The following is a 16,172-nucleotide window of genomic DNA, read 5'->3' on the forward strand; positions in this document are numbered from 1 at the left end:
TTGGCCTGGGCGGCATTCCGACGATAAGGCTGGACACTTACAAAAGCGGTGCCACGGTCGGCTCCTGCCTTGGCCACGCATCCAGCACGGCCTTGAACAGCGTCGCCAGCGGAATCGCGAAGAAAATCCCCCAGAAGCCCCACAACCCGCCAAACAACAGGACCGCGCAGATGATTGCGACCGGGTGCAGGTTGACCGCCTCCGAGAACAGCAGCGGCACCAGCACGTTGCCATCCAGCGCCTGAATCACGCCATAGACCACCATCAGATAGATGAACTGGTCACTCCAGCCCCACTGAAACAAGGCGATCAGCGCCACCGGAACGGTTACCACGACCGCGCCTACGTAGGGCACCACAACGGAAATACCCACCAGCATCGCCAACAAGGCCGCATAGTTGAGGCCCAGCGCCACAAAACCGATGTAGGTCACGCCGCCACAGATAAATATCTCGATGACTTTGCCACGGATGTAATTGGCGATCTGCCGATTCATCTCCTCGGCCACTCGCGTCATCAAAGCGCGCTCCCGCGGCAGATAGCTGACGACCCAACGACCGATGAGACGCCGATCCTTGAGGAAGAAGAACACCAGGATCGGCACCAGCACCAGATAGATCATGATATTCGCCAGCAAAGGCAGGCTCGACAACGAGAACGTCAGCGCCCACTGACCGAATTTGCCGATCTCGCCCCGCGCGACTTCAATGGCATGCAGCACTTGTTCATCGGAAACCAGATGCGGGTAGCGCTCGGGCAACAGCAGTAATAACGACTGCCACTTTGCAAGCATGCCCGGCAGCTCGTTGAACAAGGTGATCAATTGATGCCAGAGCAGCGGCACCAAGACCAGTAAAAACAGCAGGAGCGCGCCCATGAACAGCATAAAGACCAGACCAACAGCACCGGACTCCGGAACGCGAAAACGCTCAAGCAGGCTCACCAGCCCTTGCATCAGGAACGCCAGCACCATCCCGGCGAGCACCGGCGCCAGCATGCCGCCCAGCGTCAGAACAATGGTGAATGCCAGAAACAGCAACACCGCCAGTACCACGGCCTCTTCATCGGAGAAGTAGCGTTGTACCCAGTTGCGAAGCACGTTGAACATCAAGAATCCTTGTGAAAGCGGATGAGCCCCGGTGGGTTACGCCTTGCGCAGCCAATAGGTGTAGATCCCCGCGTCAGCTTCCTCATGAAGCAATTCATGACCAGCAAGCCTGGCAAAGGAACGGAAGTCACGCTGAGATCCAGCGTCGGTAGCGATGACCTTGAGCACGTCACCTCGGGAAAGGCGGTTGAGCTCAAGCTTGGCCTTGAGCAGCGGCAGCGGGCAATTAAGGCCACTGGCGTCGACTTCGGCATCACAGCTTTCGGGGCGCGTTACAGCGTCAGACATCGTTTCTCTCCAGGCAGGCACATCAAATTGCCATGCGAAGGCAAAATGTTTTTTCAGATACGTCTTACAGCCCGGAAGAATACCGCACTCTGGTCATCAGGCCATGGAGACAGCTACAGTAGAGGTTCTCCAACTCAGAGCTCCATGGATGAATTTTCTGCGCCCCACCCTGTTGACGCTCGCATGCCTGCTATCTGTTCCTGCGCATGCCGATGACTTGCCATCCCTTGGCGATGCCAGTTCCGCGATTGTTTCGCCGGAGCAGGAACACCAGTTGGGCCGTGCCTGGCTTGGACTGCTGCGAGCCCAGGTCGCGCAACTTTCGGACCCGCAACTCAAGGACTTCGTCGAGACCTCGGTCTATAGCCTGGCGGAAACCAGTCAGGTGCAGGACCGACGCCTTGAGTTCATTCTGATCAACAGCCCGCAACTCAACGCCTTCGCAGCTCCTGGTGGGATTATCGGCGTGAACGGCGGGTTGTTCCTGAATGCTCAAACTGAGGGCGAATACGCCTCAGTACTGGCCCACGAACTGGCTCACTTGTCGCAACGCCACTTTGCCCGGGGTGTTGAAGCCCAACAGCGCATGCAGGTGCCTGTGTTGGCAGCGATGCTGGCGGGTATCGTGATGGCGGCTGCCGGGGCCGGAGATGCGGGCATTGCCGCCATCGCGGGTTCACAGGCTGCGGCTATCCAGGAACAGCGGCGCTTCTCGCGTCAGAATGAACAGGAAGCTGACCGGATCGGCATTCTCAACCTGGAGAAAGCCGGCTACGACCCGCGCAACATGCCGACCATGTTTGAACGTTTGATGCGTCAGTATCGCTTCGATGCCAAGCCACCCGAATTCCTCCTGACTCACCCGGTAACAGAATCGCGGATCGCAGATACCCGTAACCGCGCCGAGCAAGCCAAGCCGGGGGGCAAGGAAGACAGCGTGCGCTATCAGTTGATGCGCGCTCGTGTAGCGTTGATCTACGAAGAAACACCCGGCATCGCGGCCAAGCGCTTCCGCGCACAATTGACCGAGAACCCTAAATCCGAACCTGCACGTTATGGCCTCGCTATCGCGTTGATCAAGGGCGGGCAACTCAACGAAGCCCGGGAAACCCTCAAGCCGTTGCTCGACAAGTCGCCGAACGACATCACTTACAACCTGACGCAGATCGATCTGGACATCACCAACAACCGACTCAACGACGCGCAACAGCGGGTTGACCGGATGCTGACTCAGTACCCCGACAACTATCCGTTGAATCAGGTGCGAGTTGATGTGCTGCTCAAACAGAATCGTACCGCCGAAGCGGAAAAGTCCCTGAACGGGCTGCTGAAGAGTCGTCCTGATGATCCGGACATCTGGTATCTGGTCGCTGAAACCCGCGGTTTGAATGGCAACACTATCGGCCTGCATCAGGCCCGTGCCGAGTACTTCGCGCTGGTGGGTGATTTCAGGCAGGCCATCCAGCAACTGGACTTCGCCAAACGTCGGGCGAACAACAACTTCCAGCTGGCTTCACGCATTGATGCGCGGCAGAAGGAATTGGCGGATCAGGAGCGGATGGTCAAGGACATGATGTAGCGCTGCAAGTTTTGATCCTGTACAGACTGTGTGAAAACGTAGCGAGCGACGGCAAGACAAGGCAAAAACAGGCGAAAAAGCGGAGTCTAGGTGTTCTAAATGAGCATTTTTCGCCTGTTTTTAACGCAGTATTGCCGAGCGTAGTAGTTTTCACACAGTCTGTGTAGGAGCGCGCTTGCCCGCGATTGCGGTGTGTCAGGCTCCCTGTTTTTATCTGGTCAATCGCTATCGCGGGCAAGCGCGCTCCTACAGGTCAATCATTTGCAGGCGACAATCAAGCATTCCCAGCCTGCCTCATCCGCGCGGCCTGGGTGAAGTCCAGCATCCGCTGCAACGGCCTGACTGCATGGGGAATCACCGCCGGATCGACAAATATCTCGTTACTCCCCTCCCGCAAGCACTGCAACGTACGCTCAAGAGTGTTCATCGCCATCCACGGGCAGTGCGCGCAACTACGGCAGGTAGCGCCGTTACCGGCAGTCGGCGCTTCAATGAAGATCTTGTCCGGGCACAGCTGCTGCATCTTGTAAAATATGCCCCGATCGGTGGCCACGATGAACATCTTGTTCGGCAGCGTCTGTGCGGCCTTGATCATCTGGCTGGTGGAACCCACGGCGTCAGCCAGGTCGATCACTGACTCGGGCGACTCTGGGTGAACCAGAATCGCCGCCTCCGGATACAGCGCCTTCATGTCTTCGAGTTGCTTGGACTTGAACTCTTCGTGAACGATGCAAGCGCCGTCCCAGAGCAGCATGTCAGCACCGGTCTCGCGCTGGATGTAACGCCCTAGATGCTTGTCCGGTGCCCAGATGATTTTCTCGCCGTTGTCCATCAGGCTTTCGACGACTTCAAGCGCGCACCCGGACGTCACTACCCAGTCCGCACGGGCTTTGACCGCTGCCGAGGTATTGGCGTAAACCACCACCGTACGCTCCGGGTGCTGATCACAGAACGCCGTGAACTCATCCACCGGGCAGCCCAGATCCAGCGAACAGGTCGCCTCAAGCGTCGGCATCAGCACGCGTTTTTCAGGGTTGAGGATCTTGGCAGTCTCGCCCATGAACCGCACGCCAGCGACAAGCACGGTCTTCGCTGAATGGTTATTGCTGAACCGGGCCATTTCCAGCGAATCGGATACGCAGCCGCCGGTTTCTTCCGCCAAAGCCTGAATGACCGGATCGCAGTAGTAATGCGCCACCAGCACAGCGTCCTGGGCCTTGAGCTCGGCCGCAATCGCAGCACGGTAGTGAGCCTGCTCTTCAATGCTCAGCTCTTTGGGCTGTTTGGCATCGAGATGGGCCTGGACCAACAGGCGTTCGGAAATTTGCGTCATGTTCGCTGGACCTGCAAGCGCTTTGATAGCGCACAAGGCGAGTTTACCCCCGAAAAGCAGACACAAAAAAAGCTGGACGTCCTCATTTTCACGGGCCTTCCAGCTTTATAAATTATGTCGACCCAGGGTCGTGGTTCGGTCCTGAGGCCAATCGGTCACGTCCGATTGGCTCAAGCCGCAGAAGGCGCGCGGATTTTAGCCAGCCTCCTACGGATTTACCATCTGTTTCAGCCGCCTGTGATACCGGGTCATTTCCCGTCGATTGGCCACGGTTTCGTAACGCTTATTCCGGTAATACGCAGCCTTTCTGTTTCAGGCTATTGATAACCCAACTCCGATCGCTGTTGCCTTCAGCAATATCCAGAAGTTGCTGAGTTTCAGCCGCATGTTTGGCGCTGGCTTTGTTTAGAACACTGTCAACTTCATCAAAAGGAATGCTTAACAGGCCGTCATCGTCGCCGACAATCATGTCGCCCGGTTCGATCACCATACCGTTGATTGCAATCGGAACATTGATCTCCCCGGGACCATCTTTATAAGGACCACGGTGAGTAATACCTGCGGCAAATACCGGGAAGTCGCCTGCAGCAATACTCGCCGCATCACGGATGGCGCCATTGATGACAATACCGCCCAAGCGCTTCTTGATGGCGTAAGCGACCATCAGTTCGCCGATAATTGCATTGGTCAGATCACCCCCGGCATCCACCACAATCACATCGCCCGGCTGAGCGATGTCCAGGGCGTAATGCACCATCAGGTTATCGCCGGGGCGGGATTTAACCGTCAACGCAGGACCGGCGAGCACACCCGAACGGTGCATGGGCCGCAAAGTCACGCCCCCGGCGGTCATCCGGTTCATTGAATCACTGACGTTGGCCACGGGCACCTGACGATAACCTTCGACCTGTTCAGCACTGACCTGACGGGCACGCTTTAATACTCTGAAACCACTGGACATGATGCAGCCTCGCAATAATTGACTGAGCAAAACCAACTGCCCTGCCCTGTCATGAGTTAAATAAACATTCAAAATCAAACAACAGAAAACGGCATGAAGCTTTCTTCAAGGCGAACGACACCGCGCCCCGAAGACCGGACAGACTAAAAATCTAAATAACAGCCCAGGCTGTTAACGTGCCGCAGGCACTAATCAGCAATCATCAAGTTATAGGTACACACGGCTGTCCGACTAAACAGAAAGCGCTTCTCTTCAGCCGTGAAGTTGGCCGTTATCTTCTTGAAGGCATTCCACATGACGCCATAGGAATACATCCCCTTATCAACCGGAAAGTTGCTTTCAAACATGCAACGCTCGACACCGAAAGCATCAATACAATGCAGGATGTACGGCCGCCACAATGCGGCGAGCGTGTCCGAATCAGGAGGCAACTCGCGAGTGTGCAGATCGAAGCCACCGACGTTCATGCCCAACCCACCCAGCTTGATCCGTACATTCGGGCAATTAGCCAACTGGCAGATCAGCCGCGACCACTCGGCGAAAACCTCATCCCGGCGGCCAGCATAAGGTCCGACGCCAACAGGTCCGCCCACGTGATTCAGCACGATCATCTGGTTCGGGAACGAACTGGCCAGATCCAGCACCTCTTCAAGCTGGGTGTGATAACTCCAGACGTCCAGCGTCAGTTCGTAATCTTTGAGGCAGTTCACGCCCTTGCGGAAATCGGTGTCCATGAGGATGCCCGACGGTGGCGGTTTGGGATTGGAGACCACCCGCGGATCGGCGTGCCAGGCCGTTACATTGCGAATGCCCTGCAACCTTGGCCCGGCCCGCTCAAGCATCTCTTCCAGTACCGGCACCACAGCCTGCCCCCTACGCAAATCCGCACCGGCCACAATCGCGCCGCAAATCCGCGCCGGGCCGTAAAGCCCACTGGCACTGAGCGCCGCGATACCGTTGGCGAACTCCACCTCGCCCACACACTGGAATGCCTCAGGCCGATCCATGTTGAACATCGAGCGGCATTGCACATACACCGACGCCATGACCCGATGGCCGCTATCGATGTCGTCCAGATAGTCATCCAGCAGATAATGGTTTTCCGGACGATCCCACAGATGGTGATGTGCATCGACAATCGCCAACTGCGGATCGATCGCAGGTTCATCCACCCGCGCCAGCCAGTCCTTGCGAACCGGAAGGTGCGGCGATGCTGACGGCTTCATCAGTGCGCCCGAATATCAGAGATGAACTTGGCCGCACGCGGGTGTTTCGGCGCCGTAAAGAAGTCTTCCGGCGCGGCGCGCTCCAGAACCTGACCCGCGTCCATAAACCAGATACGGTCAGCCACTTCCCGGGCAAAGCCCATTTCATGGGTCACACAAATCATGGTCATGCCTTCGGACGCGAGGTCTTTCATGACCTGCAGAACCTCACCAACCATTTCCGGATCGAGCGCGCTGGTAGGCTCATCGAACAACATCACCGGCGGCTCCATCGCCAAGGCCCGAGCAATTGCCACCCGTTGTTGCTGACCACCGGACAACTGCAGCGGCATCGCGTCGGCCTTGTGCGCCAACCCGACCTTGGCCAGCAGGTCACGAGCGGTTTTCGCGGCGTCGGTCTTGTTACGGTTAAGCACCGTGATCGGCCCGATCATCACGTTATCCAGCACGCTCATGTGCGGGAACAGATTGAAGTTCTGGAAGACGAAGCCCACCCGGCTGCGCAAGGCATTGAGGTTCTTTTTCGAGGCATGAACGTCCTCGCCGGAAATCAGAATGCTGCCGTCCTGAATCTCTTCCAGGCGGTTCACCGTACGAATCAACGTGGATTTACCCGACCCCGACGGGCCGCACACGACAACCACCTCACCGGCCGACACTTGCTCGGTGATATCGCTCAGTGCGCGATATTCGCCGTACCACTTGTTCACGTTCTTGAATTCGATCATTTCGGTTGCCCCACCAGAACTGGATTTTCTTCGACGCTTTCATCTTGGGCGCGGGCGGAACCCAGGCGCTTGCGGTTGATGGTGTCTTCCAGCCACTTGGCGAGACGACTCAGCGAGAAGCACAACACAAAGTAGAAACCGGCCAGCAGCGCATAGACCTCGAACGGCTGGGTCAATAGCTGGTTGTTGATCTGATAGGCAGCGAAGGTGACTTCCTGCGTACCAATCAGATAGGCCAGTGACGTGTTTTTGGTGATCATGATGAATTGGTTGAGGATGCTCGGCAGCATGTTGAACAGTGCCTGCGGCAACACGATCTTGCGCATGCACTGGCCGTAGCTCATGCCAATCGCACGGGCGGCTTCAACCTGGCCTTTGGGCACCGCGTTGATCCCGGCCCTTACCACTTCACCCAGATACGCCCCCTCGTACACCACGAGTGCCACCAGCATGGTGACGAAGCCGGAGATGTTGATGCCGGTAATCAGCGGCACCGCGAAATAGCACCAGAAGATCAGCAACAGCAGCGGGATCGCCCGCACGACATAGGTGTAACCCATGGCCACGTTGCGAATCGGTGCAATGGATGACGTACGCGCCAGGCCCATCATGACTGCCAGCGGGAACGAAATAATCAGCGCAAGCAACGCGATGATGACAGTCAGCGCCAAACCGCCCAGCGGACCCTGTGGATACTGGCCGACCAGCAGCAGAATCCCGTAATCGTGAAGTATCTCGAGCATGGTTACCTCGCCATCCGCAGATCGATGCGTCGCTGCCAGACGGCACCCAGAATCATGATCGTCCAGGAGCCGATCAGGTAGAACAGACTTGCCACGGCAAAGGTCTGGAAGGTCATGTAGGTTTCGCCTTCGATTTGCCGCGTGATGTACATCATTTCTGCGGTACCGATGGCCATGGCCAGTGCGGTGGTCTTGAACAGCGAAAGCGCCTGGTTGACCAACGACGGAGCCGACGCGCGCATGGCCTGGGGAATCAGAACCTTGCGCAGGGTCTGCACGTAATTGATCCCCAGTGCACGGGCCGCTTCGGTCTGGCCGTTGGGCAACGAACGGAAGCCGCTGCGCAGGTCTTCGGAAACATAAGCGGCGCTGTTCAGGGTCAGAGCGATGATGGCGAAGATCACTTCGCCGCCGTGGCCGTTGATCCAGTCCTGAGCGGCCATCGGCAGCAGTTGCGGGATGCCGAAGTACCACACGAACAACTGCACAAGGCTAGGCACATTGCGGTGGTATTCAACGAAGACTGCCACCACGAAATCGCCGACCCGCCCGGGGATCAGCCGGATGCCCATCAACAGGCAAGCCAGCACGAATGCAAGCACCGCCGAAATGAAGAACAACTGCAGCGTTACCCCCGCACCGCCCAGAAACGCCTGCAGGTAGTCCCCCTGAAGCAGGGAACCGAAGCCATTGAAAATTGACACATGCACCTCGATCGGGCCGCGTGAAGCGGCCCGCTTTCAATCACTGGAAATCAGATAGCGCGGTGAGTTTCTTCTCACGTACCAGCTTGTATTCAGTCTGATCGCCGTACCAGTGATCCCACAGTGCTTGCAGCTCGCCGCTGGCTTCCATGTCCACCAATGCCTGATTGATAGCGTTGGTCAGTGCAGTTTCGCCTTTTTTGACACCTACGCAGTTGGGCTCGAAGTGCAGCGCCTGATCAAGAAAGCGCATGTTCTGGCTGCGGGTATGAAAGCGAATCGACGCAGGCTCGGTCATGGCCATGCCTTGCACCTTGCCTTGTTGCAGAGCAAGAAACGCTGAAGGTGCGTCTTCAAAACCTACGACTTTAGCGTCGGTGATCTGCTGGCGTGCATACAGTTCAGGCGTGGAACTCTTGATAGCACTGACGCGCTTGTCGGCCAGGTCGGCGAAGGTCTTGATACCGCTGTCGCCTTTGACCAGCACCTTGATCGGCACCTGATAGTAAGCCGAAGAAAAATCGATCTGCTCGGCACGCTCCTTGGTGTAACCCAGAGCAGCGGCCACCACGTCGGCGCGACCGGAAATCAGCGTTGGAATCCGCGCACTGACGGCAACACCTTGCAGCTCAGCCTTGACACCCAAATGCTTGGCGAGCGCCTTGCACAGGTCAACATCCAGCCCGACGATTTCCCGGGTGGTCGGGTCCTGGTAGCCCAGGGGCACGCTGTCAGTCAATGTCGCGCAGCGCAGTGTTCCGCGGTCCTTGACGTCCTGCAGGCCGTCAGCCATTACCGTGGTTGCTGCCATCAACCCCATCAAAGTAAGCAAAACCTTTTTCATCATGATCGGTATCTCTTCAAGAATGAGGGCAGAAATAAAAGCGGATCTTTTTTTAGTTTTTTAGAAAACAGTTTTTGCTCAAGACTTTCCTCAACTCAATGCCTGGCATGCCTCCTTCACCCGCCGGCACCCTTCGGTAATGATCTCGGTGGACGTGGCGAACGACAGACGCAAATAAGGTGAAAGCCCATAAGCCGCGCCATCCAGAACAGCCACGTTGGCGCTTTCGAGCAAATAGTTGCGTACGTCCAGATCCGACTGCAGCACCACACCGTCCGGCGTGCGCTTGCCAATCAGGCCGCCGCAGTTAGGGTACGCATAAAACGCCCCTTCAATGTCCAGGCACTTGAGGCCCGGCACGTCATTCAACAATTCGATGATCAGATTGCGACGCTCACCAAACACACGCGCCGCCTCCTCCACGAAACTACCACCCTCTTCCAGCGCTGCCACTGCGGCAGCCTGACTCACCGCCGATGCGCCACCGATGCTTTGCGACATCAGCTTGTCCATCGCTTTGATCAGCAGCAGCGGACCACCCGCGTAACCAATGCGCCAGCCAGTCATGGCGTAGGCCTTGGAAACACCGTTGATCACCAGGGTGCGTTCCTTGAGTTCCGGGGCCTGCACAGCAGGTGCGGGCAACGTGGCACCGGCGTAATTGAAATACTCGTAAATTTCGTCGGTCATCAGCCACACGTGAGGATGACGCACCAGCACATCGGCGATGGCCTGCATTTCGGCTTCACTGTAAATCGCACCGCTAGGATTGTTCGGCGAGTTGAGCACCAGCCATTTGGTCTTAGGCGTGATCGCGGCTTCAAGCTGTTCAGGCTTGAGCTTGAAACCCTGAGAGTCCGGGCATTCGAGGATCACCGGCACTCCACCATTGAGCTTGACGATGTCCGGGTAGCTGACCCAGTAAGGCGCGGGGATGATCACTTCATCACCATCATCCACAGTGCAAGTGAACGCGGTATAGATGAGTTGCTTGGCACCCGAACCCACGACGATCTCGGCCAGTGAGTAATCCAGACCGTTGTCTCGCTTGAACTTGCGCTGCACGGCGGTCTTCAGTTGCTTGGTGCCGGTGGTCGCGGTGTAGCGAGTCTGCCCTGCCAGAGCCGCAGTACGCGCCGCTTCAATAATCGAGGTCGGGGTCACGAAATCCGGCTCGCCTACGCAGAAGTCGAGAATCTTCTTGCCAGCAGCCTCCAGCTCCATGACCCGCGCTTTCGCGGCAACACTGGCGGACGATGCGAAACGGTTCAGTTTGTTCGAAAGCGGGTACGACATTGTGAGTGACCTGTGGGTTTAGGCTCGGTTGCTCTGAAGACTACTGATTGCCAAAACGAACAAAAAGCGATTTTTAGTTGGCTTTATTCATCGCTTAAAGGCATCTTTCGAGGAAAAAATCAGGGTTTGAAGATGATTACCATCAAGCAGATTGAAGCGATTTTCTGGGTCGCCCGGCTGGGCAGCTTCGACTCGGCAGCCGACCACCTGAACACCACTCAGTCAGCCATTTCCAAGCGCATTCAGGATCTGGAAACGCGCTATGGGCAACCGCTGTTCGACCGTTCACGACGCAGTGCGCAACTCACGCCCATGGGTGAAGAACTGGTGGCTCTGGCTTCAAGTCTGTTGAATCAGCGGGACGCGATGCTGCAGCGCCTGGAGAGCCCGGAGAACCTGCAACGCAAGCTGCGTCTGGGGGTTACAGAGCTGACCGCGCTGACCTGGTTGCCGGATCTGGTCAATGGCATTCGCAGCGCTTATCCGCTGGTGGAGATCATTCCGGAAGTGGACCTGAGCCCGGTGCTTTATGAGCGCCTGGCCAGCAACTCCATCGATCTGATCATTGTTCCGGACATCTTTCAGGACAATCGCTTCTCCGCTGAGATTCTCGACTCGGTGGAAAACGCCTGGATGTGTACACCGGCGCTGGCGGGTGAACAGACGAGTATGACGCTGGAAGAACTGGCGTCGCGCACGCTGATCATTCAGGGCGCGCTGTCTGGCATGGGGATGGCCTACGGGCAGTGGTTCAAGATGAAAGGCATCGACATCGTCAAGTCCATTACCTGTAATAACCTGCTGGCGCAGATCGGCCTGGCGGTGTCCGGACTTGCAACCGCTTGCCTGCCGCTACACTGCCTGGGGCACGTGCTGGATCGCAAACAGTTACAGCGCCTGGATGTCACGCCAGCGCTGCCGCAGATTTCTTACAAAGCCATGCACCGCAGCACTGAAGATGACCGATTCATGGCCGACATTCTGGGGATCACGCGCAACGCATGCGACTTCACCAAGTTCATTATTCACTGACATGCGCGCCTGAGCGGCAGCAAACCCCGGCATCTGGTAACGTGTCGCGGCTCCCAAAGGACTTTCATCAATGCTCGTAGATTCACCAGTAACGCCAGACCTTCCGCTCAGTAAACGCCTTAAAGCGGGGAGCGCCCGCGACCACGACAGCGTCGACACGCTGGTCATGCAGTCCCGACCTTTCGCGGACGATCAGCGCTACGGTTGTTTCCTGCGCCTTCAGCACCGCTTTCATGGCGCAATTCATGAGCTGTATCACGATGCCGAGCTGAACCAGTTACTGCCCGGTCTGCGTGAGCTGCCGCGTTTTGATGCCGTTCGTGCCGACATGAACGATATAGGCCTGCCAACTCCCATAGCGCCCGCCGTAGTCAAACCACACTCGATCCATGCGGCGCTGGGCTGGCTGTATTGCGCTGAGGGTTCAAATCTGGGAGCGGCCTTCCTCTTCAAGGAAACCCAGCAGATGGGCTTCGGCGCCGAACATGGCGCACGTCACCTTGCTGCCCACCCCGATGGTCGCGCCCTGCACTGGCGCGAGTTCGTGACATTACTTGACGGGCTGAAACTGGACGAGACGCAGAAAGCTCAGGCTATCCAGGGTGCAATTGACGCTTTCGATTTCTATCGAAGCGCTCTGCGAGAATGCTTCCATAGCTAAACGTCGATAAGCCGGTCAAGCTCGTTCAGATCTACTTTCGGTATGACATCAGCAGAGATTCTTGATGCGTCAGAGAGGTTGAACACCTGAAAGCGTTCGCCGACGACCTTCTCGGAAACCACCGAGAACGAAGGAAGAATCCTCGTATGAACATGCTGATGCAATCCGCAAGGAGAGCGCCCCAACCGGACAGCGAACAGAGTCACACCGATGTCTATCGGCCATAGTAAGTCGTACTCAACAGCTCTGGCTGCGGGTTGGCAATGACCCAGCATACGGCCAGTTCACAGAGGCGATCGGTGTGCCCGGCAGTATCATTACCGCTTTTAAGTGCGGCAGCGAGCTTGCGGGCTTCGGCCAGCTCCAGCTCACTTAACGGCACGGCACTGCCTAAATACTCTACAAGCGCGTTCAGCATTTTTTTGAAATCGGCGTCCCAGTTCGCCGAGCCATTGTCGTTGATCTCAATCGAGATACGACCACTGATGCGGATGGCTTCACCTTGCACCGTCGTTGCTGCTCCCGAGGATGGCACCAGCATTTCCCACAATTGCTGATGCTGGGCAGGCCAGTCATCTGCTGTCACGACTATCGCAGCCTGACCGTCATGGATATTACGCGCGGCAACTGGAGTGACATTGAAAAGACGATAAAGAGCGGTAAGGGCTGCATCGGTTGCCGCCAGGTAATCAGGGTTGAAGTCAGCCCGATGAAATTCGAACTCACGACCGATACGCTGCACTTCTGAACGCATAGCGTCCTCGACTTGCGCACCGGCTTCCAACAGGATCTCAGCGATTTTGGCAGTAGGCCGAATGTCGCCATTGGACGTCGTGAGCAGTGCGAGGTGCAACAGGCTGTATCCCTGTCGCCGGGTTCTAACCTCCGTATTGGCGCCTCGACGAATCAGAGCAGCGATTGAGTCGGCCTTGTGACTCTCTACCGCCACCTGCAGCGGTGTATGGCCTTTAGAGTCCTGAGCCTCGATATCAGCCCCCAGGTCCAGCAGCAGATCAACACCTCCTATTCGGCTCGAACTACGATGGTGCAGGGCCGTTCGCTGATACAGGTCACGGGCATCAACGTTTGCGCCCTGCTCCACCAGCCACCGGACCAGATCATCGGGGCAATTATAAAAACCAAGCGCAGTGCTCTTACTGTATCCCCCGGTGGCTTCGAGTTCGCACACTTCGAACACTGCGATCAACTCGGCAAGTGGAGCATCCCTCAGCAACTGATCGAAACCCTTCGGGAGTGTCTTTCTTTTACGCTTACCCATAGAGGCAGTCATCATCCTGATAAAGAGGTTTTTCATCATCGAACCACGAGTTTTTTGGTAACAGCTATCTTCACCGATGTCGGTCATGCAACGAGGTATTCAATCGCGTATGGACTCTTCCAAAGGATCATGCAGCGGAGCACGCTCGAACAATTGCTGAGCCAGCCCCTGAATATGCTCTGACCATGCGACGTTCTTGACCCACTCCTCCGGCATACCCGACACGCCATACAGAGCGCCAGCAATTTGTCCGGCAGTGGCGGCTACGCTGTCGGCATCATCAGCCAGATTGGCAGCCAACAGAATAGCGTCTTTGAAGTTGTCGGTATTCCACACTGCCCACAGTGCTGCTTCCAGTGTGTCGATGACATACCCTGATGAACGTATCTGGTCCCGGTTTTTTTCTTTGTATTCGCCCGCATTGATGATCAAGGCTCTTGGCCGCAAGGGCCGAATCATGGGAGACAGGGTTTCTTCTTTGTCTGCACCATTGAGGGCCAGATGCAGCTGCGCGCCGAGCAGATGACAACACGCGACGGCCTCCAGCGCCCTATGCGTACAGTAACTTTGGGCCGCACTGTCACGCCACGTAGCCGAGAGCGTATGTCGATGAAATATCGCAGTGGGGGCCAGGCGAATTATCGAGCCGTTACCCGCGGTGGATGGCGCATCATTTCCATGCCATAAGCCGCCATTTTTCAGCCTTTCTTCGATCGCAGTTCGAGTGACATTGCCGATATCAAAACACTTGCCGTTATGACTGTTTTCGCCACTTAGATACCAGCGGCCTAGTCGGTCCGCGTAATCAATAAGGTCGAAACTGCCTTTCGCAAGATAAGTGTCTGCCAGGCAGAGCGCCATGCTGGTGTCATCGGTCCACTCTCCCGGATTAAGCCTGAAGGGACCGCCACCCACCATGTCATGCACATGGCTACGATCACGAGGCAAAAATTCGAGTGTTGTGCCCACGGCGTCGCCTATTGCCAGTCCAAGCAAGCAGCCTTTTGCACGATCCAGCGCCTCTGCTTCGGTCAAGGTGCACTTGCGCGAGGCAATCCATTCGGGCTTCACCACGGGCAACCTTGGGGCGTCAGACGTCAACATGTAATCCATGCGCTGAATCAGCTGTGGAGAAGGCAGGGGGAGCAGGGAATCATAGCGCTCAGCGTATTCTTCGAGAACTTCGTCAGGGCTTCTTAAATCAATCACGGAATTTCCCTATAGCATCTCGACCCAAGGATGAGCCGAAAAAAAAGACATCTTTCCCCTTGGTTCCTCGGGCAGTCAAGCTGAAGTAATGAACGCTGTGTATGGCGCAGGCACTACGCGATGCGAAATCAAGGCAGTGCTTTCAAGCTACCTACCAGTTTGTCCCAAAACGCTAGCGCCTCCTCATCGGTTTTGAAGTCACTCCCGACCTCATGTGTACCTAATCTCAAATCTATAAACGGACGAGTATTCGATTTCAGCTGGCCCTCGTATTCGAGTTGAAACGTGTAAAAACGCTTTCCATCGATTGACGTTGCAACAGCAACCTCCTCTGCTTCAATGTCACCCACCCTGCGCGTTTTTTTCCTGAGTATTTTTGTTTTATTCAATAACCCGGCAACGCCTGAAACAACGCCGCCGCTTTCTTCCTCGAAGCGCTTTATTAATGTGTCATCATGCTCAACTATCCGTTGAGTGAGTAGACTGACAAACGTGCCCGGGTGCGTTGATACTTGTGCGCCCATGTAAACACCTTCCAGAGATTGAGCTGCCCCCAGGGTGGTATACCCTTCTTCTAAAGCAAAAGCCCCTTGGGGTGGAGCGTCTTGGGGACGTCTGGAAAACAGGGATTCACTTATCAGGCGGGTTTTATTGATGGCGCCGTCTATTCCTTTGGCAGAAATCGATTTCACCAGCATGCTGTACAGGACGTTCTGGGACGTAAGAAGATAAGCATGAAAGGTATAGAGCTTATCCAGTCTCGAAAGTATTAATACGCTGCCATTACTTAAGGGTATCGTTTTTTCATACCTGCTTGATGTACCGTGTGCAACTCCCTTTTTTAGCTCTTCAATTTTTTGGTCGACGATCGAGTTCAGGTCGGACTTTCCATTCCTGCTAATGAGCTCGACCTTCTCGTTGTAGAGCTTGTAATCGGCGGCAATTTCAGACCCTGCTGGGATATCCAGTTGAAATCTGCCAAAGTAATGAGTGGTCCACGGGGCGTTGATGGCTTTATTTCCATCTGTAGGTAGCGCTGAAGAGAGCTGTGGATAAAAGGCAGAGAGAATCATGACGCACCATAATGCTTTTTTAAATATCAGAAAACTCTTCATGTTTGCCCTTGGCCTGTATTTTTTCCTAGAGTTATTTTGAAACGACCTACGAATAAGCCCCAGCCT

At 56.0% G+C, this 16,172-nt stretch carries 16 protein-coding genes; 3 read left to right on the plus strand and 13 right to left on the minus strand.

Annotation, left to right across the window (positions count from 1 at the left end; translation table 11 throughout):
• Nucleotides 1-37: 37 nt before the first annotated feature.
• Together KDX30_RS09070 and KDX30_RS09075 are read right to left on the minus strand one after the other, a co-directional pair.
• On the minus strand, nt 38-1,108 hold the full coding sequence (locus tag KDX30_RS09070; protein WP_099269086.1) for an AI-2E family transporter: 1,071 nt from the start codon (nt 1,106-1,108) through the stop codon (nt 38-40).
• 36 nt (nt 1,109-1,144) lie between these two features.
• Nucleotides 1,145-1,396 carry a sulfurtransferase TusA family protein gene (locus KDX30_RS09075; RefSeq protein WP_122807912.1) on the minus strand — a complete coding sequence of 84 codons (252 nt, stop codon included), beginning with the start codon at nt 1,394-1,396 and terminating at the stop codon, nt 1,145-1,147.
• A gap of 148 nt (nt 1,397-1,544) precedes the next feature.
• Between KDX30_RS09075 and KDX30_RS09080 the strand changes: the two genes are divergently transcribed.
• Nucleotides 1,545-2,975, plus strand: a complete 1,431-nt coding sequence (locus KDX30_RS09080) for a M48 family metalloprotease (protein ID WP_027899145.1) — start codon at nt 1,545-1,547, stop codon at nt 2,973-2,975.
• A 274-nt stretch (nt 2,976-3,249) separates the two neighbouring features.
• Here the strand turns inward: KDX30_RS09080 and nadA are convergent, their stop codons facing one another.
• The 8 genes from nadA to KDX30_RS09120 all read right to left on the minus strand — a co-directional run bounded on the left by nadA (nt 3,250) and on the right by KDX30_RS09120 (nt 10,810).
• Nucleotides 3,250-4,308 carry a quinolinate synthase NadA gene (gene nadA, locus KDX30_RS09085; RefSeq protein ID WP_122707713.1) on the minus strand — a complete coding sequence of 353 codons (1,059 nt, stop codon included), beginning with the start codon at nt 4,306-4,308 and terminating at the stop codon, nt 3,250-3,252.
• A gap of 283 nt (nt 4,309-4,591) precedes the next feature.
• Complete coding sequence (locus KDX30_RS09090) at nt 4,592-5,269, minus strand: RraA family protein (RefSeq protein WP_099269083.1); 678 nt, start codon at nt 5,267-5,269, stop codon at nt 4,592-4,594.
• Between the two features lie 188 nt (nt 5,270-5,457).
• A complete protein-coding gene (locus KDX30_RS09095) occupies nt 5,458-6,495 on the minus strand; it encodes an amidohydrolase family protein (RefSeq protein WP_231675578.1) in 1,038 nt (345 codons plus the stop codon).
• Nucleotides 6,495-7,223: an amino acid ABC transporter ATP-binding protein gene (locus tag KDX30_RS09100; protein WP_095093525.1), complete on the minus strand. Its 729-nt coding sequence runs from the start codon at nt 7,221-7,223 to the stop codon at nt 6,495-6,497. Before KDX30_RS09100 ends, KDX30_RS09095 begins: the two co-directional genes overlap by 1 nt.
• Nucleotides 7,220-7,966, minus strand: coding sequence for an amino acid ABC transporter permease (locus KDX30_RS09105; RefSeq protein WP_122395915.1), 747 nt, complete (start codon nt 7,964-7,966; stop codon nt 7,220-7,222). The genes KDX30_RS09100 and KDX30_RS09105 overlap by 4 nt, the downstream gene beginning before the upstream one ends.
• Nucleotides 7,967-7,968: 2 nt before the next feature.
• Nucleotides 7,969-8,670 carry an amino acid ABC transporter permease gene (locus KDX30_RS09110; protein ID WP_206361720.1) on the minus strand — a complete coding sequence of 234 codons (702 nt, stop codon included), beginning with the start codon at nt 8,668-8,670 and terminating at the stop codon, nt 7,969-7,971.
• 40 nt (nt 8,671-8,710) lie between these two features.
• A complete protein-coding gene (locus tag KDX30_RS09115; protein WP_206361721.1) occupies nt 8,711-9,517 on the minus strand; it encodes an ABC transporter substrate-binding protein in 807 nt (268 codons plus the stop codon).
• Between the two features lie 87 nt (nt 9,518-9,604).
• Nucleotides 9,605-10,810, minus strand: a complete 1,206-nt coding sequence (locus tag KDX30_RS09120; protein WP_231675579.1) for an aminotransferase class I/II-fold pyridoxal phosphate-dependent enzyme — start codon at nt 10,808-10,810, stop codon at nt 9,605-9,607.
• Between the two features lie 132 nt (nt 10,811-10,942).
• Between KDX30_RS09120 and KDX30_RS09125 the strand changes: the two genes are divergently transcribed.
• Both KDX30_RS09125 and KDX30_RS09130 read left to right on the plus strand, forming a co-directional pair.
• Nucleotides 10,943-11,842: a LysR family transcriptional regulator gene (locus KDX30_RS09125; protein ID WP_122707721.1), complete on the plus strand. Its 900-nt coding sequence runs from the start codon at nt 10,943-10,945 to the stop codon at nt 11,840-11,842.
• Between the two features lie 70 nt (nt 11,843-11,912).
• Nucleotides 11,913-12,503, plus strand: coding sequence for a biliverdin-producing heme oxygenase (locus KDX30_RS09130; RefSeq protein WP_231675580.1), 591 nt, complete (start codon nt 11,913-11,915; stop codon nt 12,501-12,503).
• Between the two features lie 214 nt (nt 12,504-12,717).
• On the opposite strand, the gene KDX30_RS09135 is transcribed toward KDX30_RS09130, so the two are convergent.
• The 3 genes from KDX30_RS09135 to KDX30_RS09145 form a co-directional block, all read right to left on the minus strand.
• Complete coding sequence (locus tag KDX30_RS09135) at nt 12,718-13,782, minus strand: ankyrin repeat domain-containing protein (protein ID WP_231675581.1); 1,065 nt, start codon at nt 13,780-13,782, stop codon at nt 12,718-12,720.
• Between the two features lie 99 nt (nt 13,783-13,881).
• Nucleotides 13,882-14,991, minus strand: a complete 1,110-nt coding sequence (tri1, locus tag KDX30_RS09140) for an ADP-ribosylarginine hydrolase Tri1 (protein ID WP_231675582.1) — start codon at nt 14,989-14,991, stop codon at nt 13,882-13,884.
• Nucleotides 14,992-15,119: 128 nt separating this feature from the next.
• The gene (locus KDX30_RS09145) at nt 15,120-16,106 is read right to left on the minus strand and encodes a T6SS immunity protein Tli4 family protein (protein WP_231675583.1); all 987 of its coding nucleotides are present in this window, start codon (nt 16,104-16,106) and stop codon (nt 15,120-15,122) included.
• Between the last annotated feature and the right edge of the window lie 66 nt (nt 16,107-16,172).

Source organism: Pseudomonas quasicaspiana (genome assembly GCF_021147825.1).
GTDB lineage: Bacteria > Pseudomonadota > Gammaproteobacteria > Pseudomonadales > Pseudomonadaceae > Aquipseudomonas > Aquipseudomonas quasicaspiana.

Bases quoted from the DNA above. Each gene is read 5' to 3' on its own strand.
- KDX30_RS09070 (WP_099269086.1), bottom strand. From the start codon at position 1,108: ATGTTCAACGTGCTTCGCAACTGGGTACAACGCTACTTCTCCGATGAA.
- KDX30_RS09075 (WP_122807912.1), bottom strand. From the start codon at position 1,396: ATGTCTGACGCTGTAACGCGCCCCGAAAGCTGTGATGCCGAAGTCGAC.
- KDX30_RS09080 (WP_027899145.1), top strand. From the start codon at position 1,545: ATGAATTTTCTGCGCCCCACCCTGTTGACGCTCGCATGCCTGCTATCT.
- nadA (WP_122707713.1), bottom strand. From the start codon at position 4,308: ATGACGCAAATTTCCGAACGCCTGTTGGTCCAGGCCCATCTCGATGCC.
- KDX30_RS09090 (WP_099269083.1), bottom strand. From the start codon at position 5,269: ATGTCCAGTGGTTTCAGAGTATTAAAGCGTGCCCGTCAGGTCAGTGCT.
- KDX30_RS09095 (WP_231675578.1), bottom strand. From the start codon at position 6,495: ATGAAGCCGTCAGCATCGCCGCACCTTCCGGTTCGCAAGGACTGGCTG.
- KDX30_RS09100 (WP_095093525.1), bottom strand. From the start codon at position 7,223: ATGATCGAATTCAAGAACGTGAACAAGTGGTACGGCGAATATCGCGCA.
- KDX30_RS09105 (WP_122395915.1), bottom strand. From the start codon at position 7,966: ATGCTCGAGATACTTCACGATTACGGGATTCTGCTGCTGGTCGGCCAG.
- KDX30_RS09115 (WP_206361721.1), bottom strand. From the start codon at position 9,517: ATGATGAAAAAGGTTTTGCTTACTTTGATGGGGTTGATGGCAGCAACC.
- KDX30_RS09120 (WP_231675579.1), bottom strand. From the start codon at position 10,810: ATGTCGTACCCGCTTTCGAACAAACTGAACCGTTTCGCATCGTCCGCC.
- KDX30_RS09125 (WP_122707721.1), top strand. From the start codon at position 10,943: ATGATTACCATCAAGCAGATTGAAGCGATTTTCTGGGTCGCCCGGCTG.
- KDX30_RS09130 (WP_231675580.1), top strand. From the start codon at position 11,913: ATGCTCGTAGATTCACCAGTAACGCCAGACCTTCCGCTCAGTAAACGC.
- KDX30_RS09135 (WP_231675581.1), bottom strand. From the start codon at position 13,782: ATGGGTAAGCGTAAAAGAAAGACACTCCCGAAGGGTTTCGATCAGTTG.
- KDX30_RS09145 (WP_231675583.1), bottom strand. From the start codon at position 16,106: ATGAAGAGTTTTCTGATATTTAAAAAAGCATTATGGTGCGTCATGATT.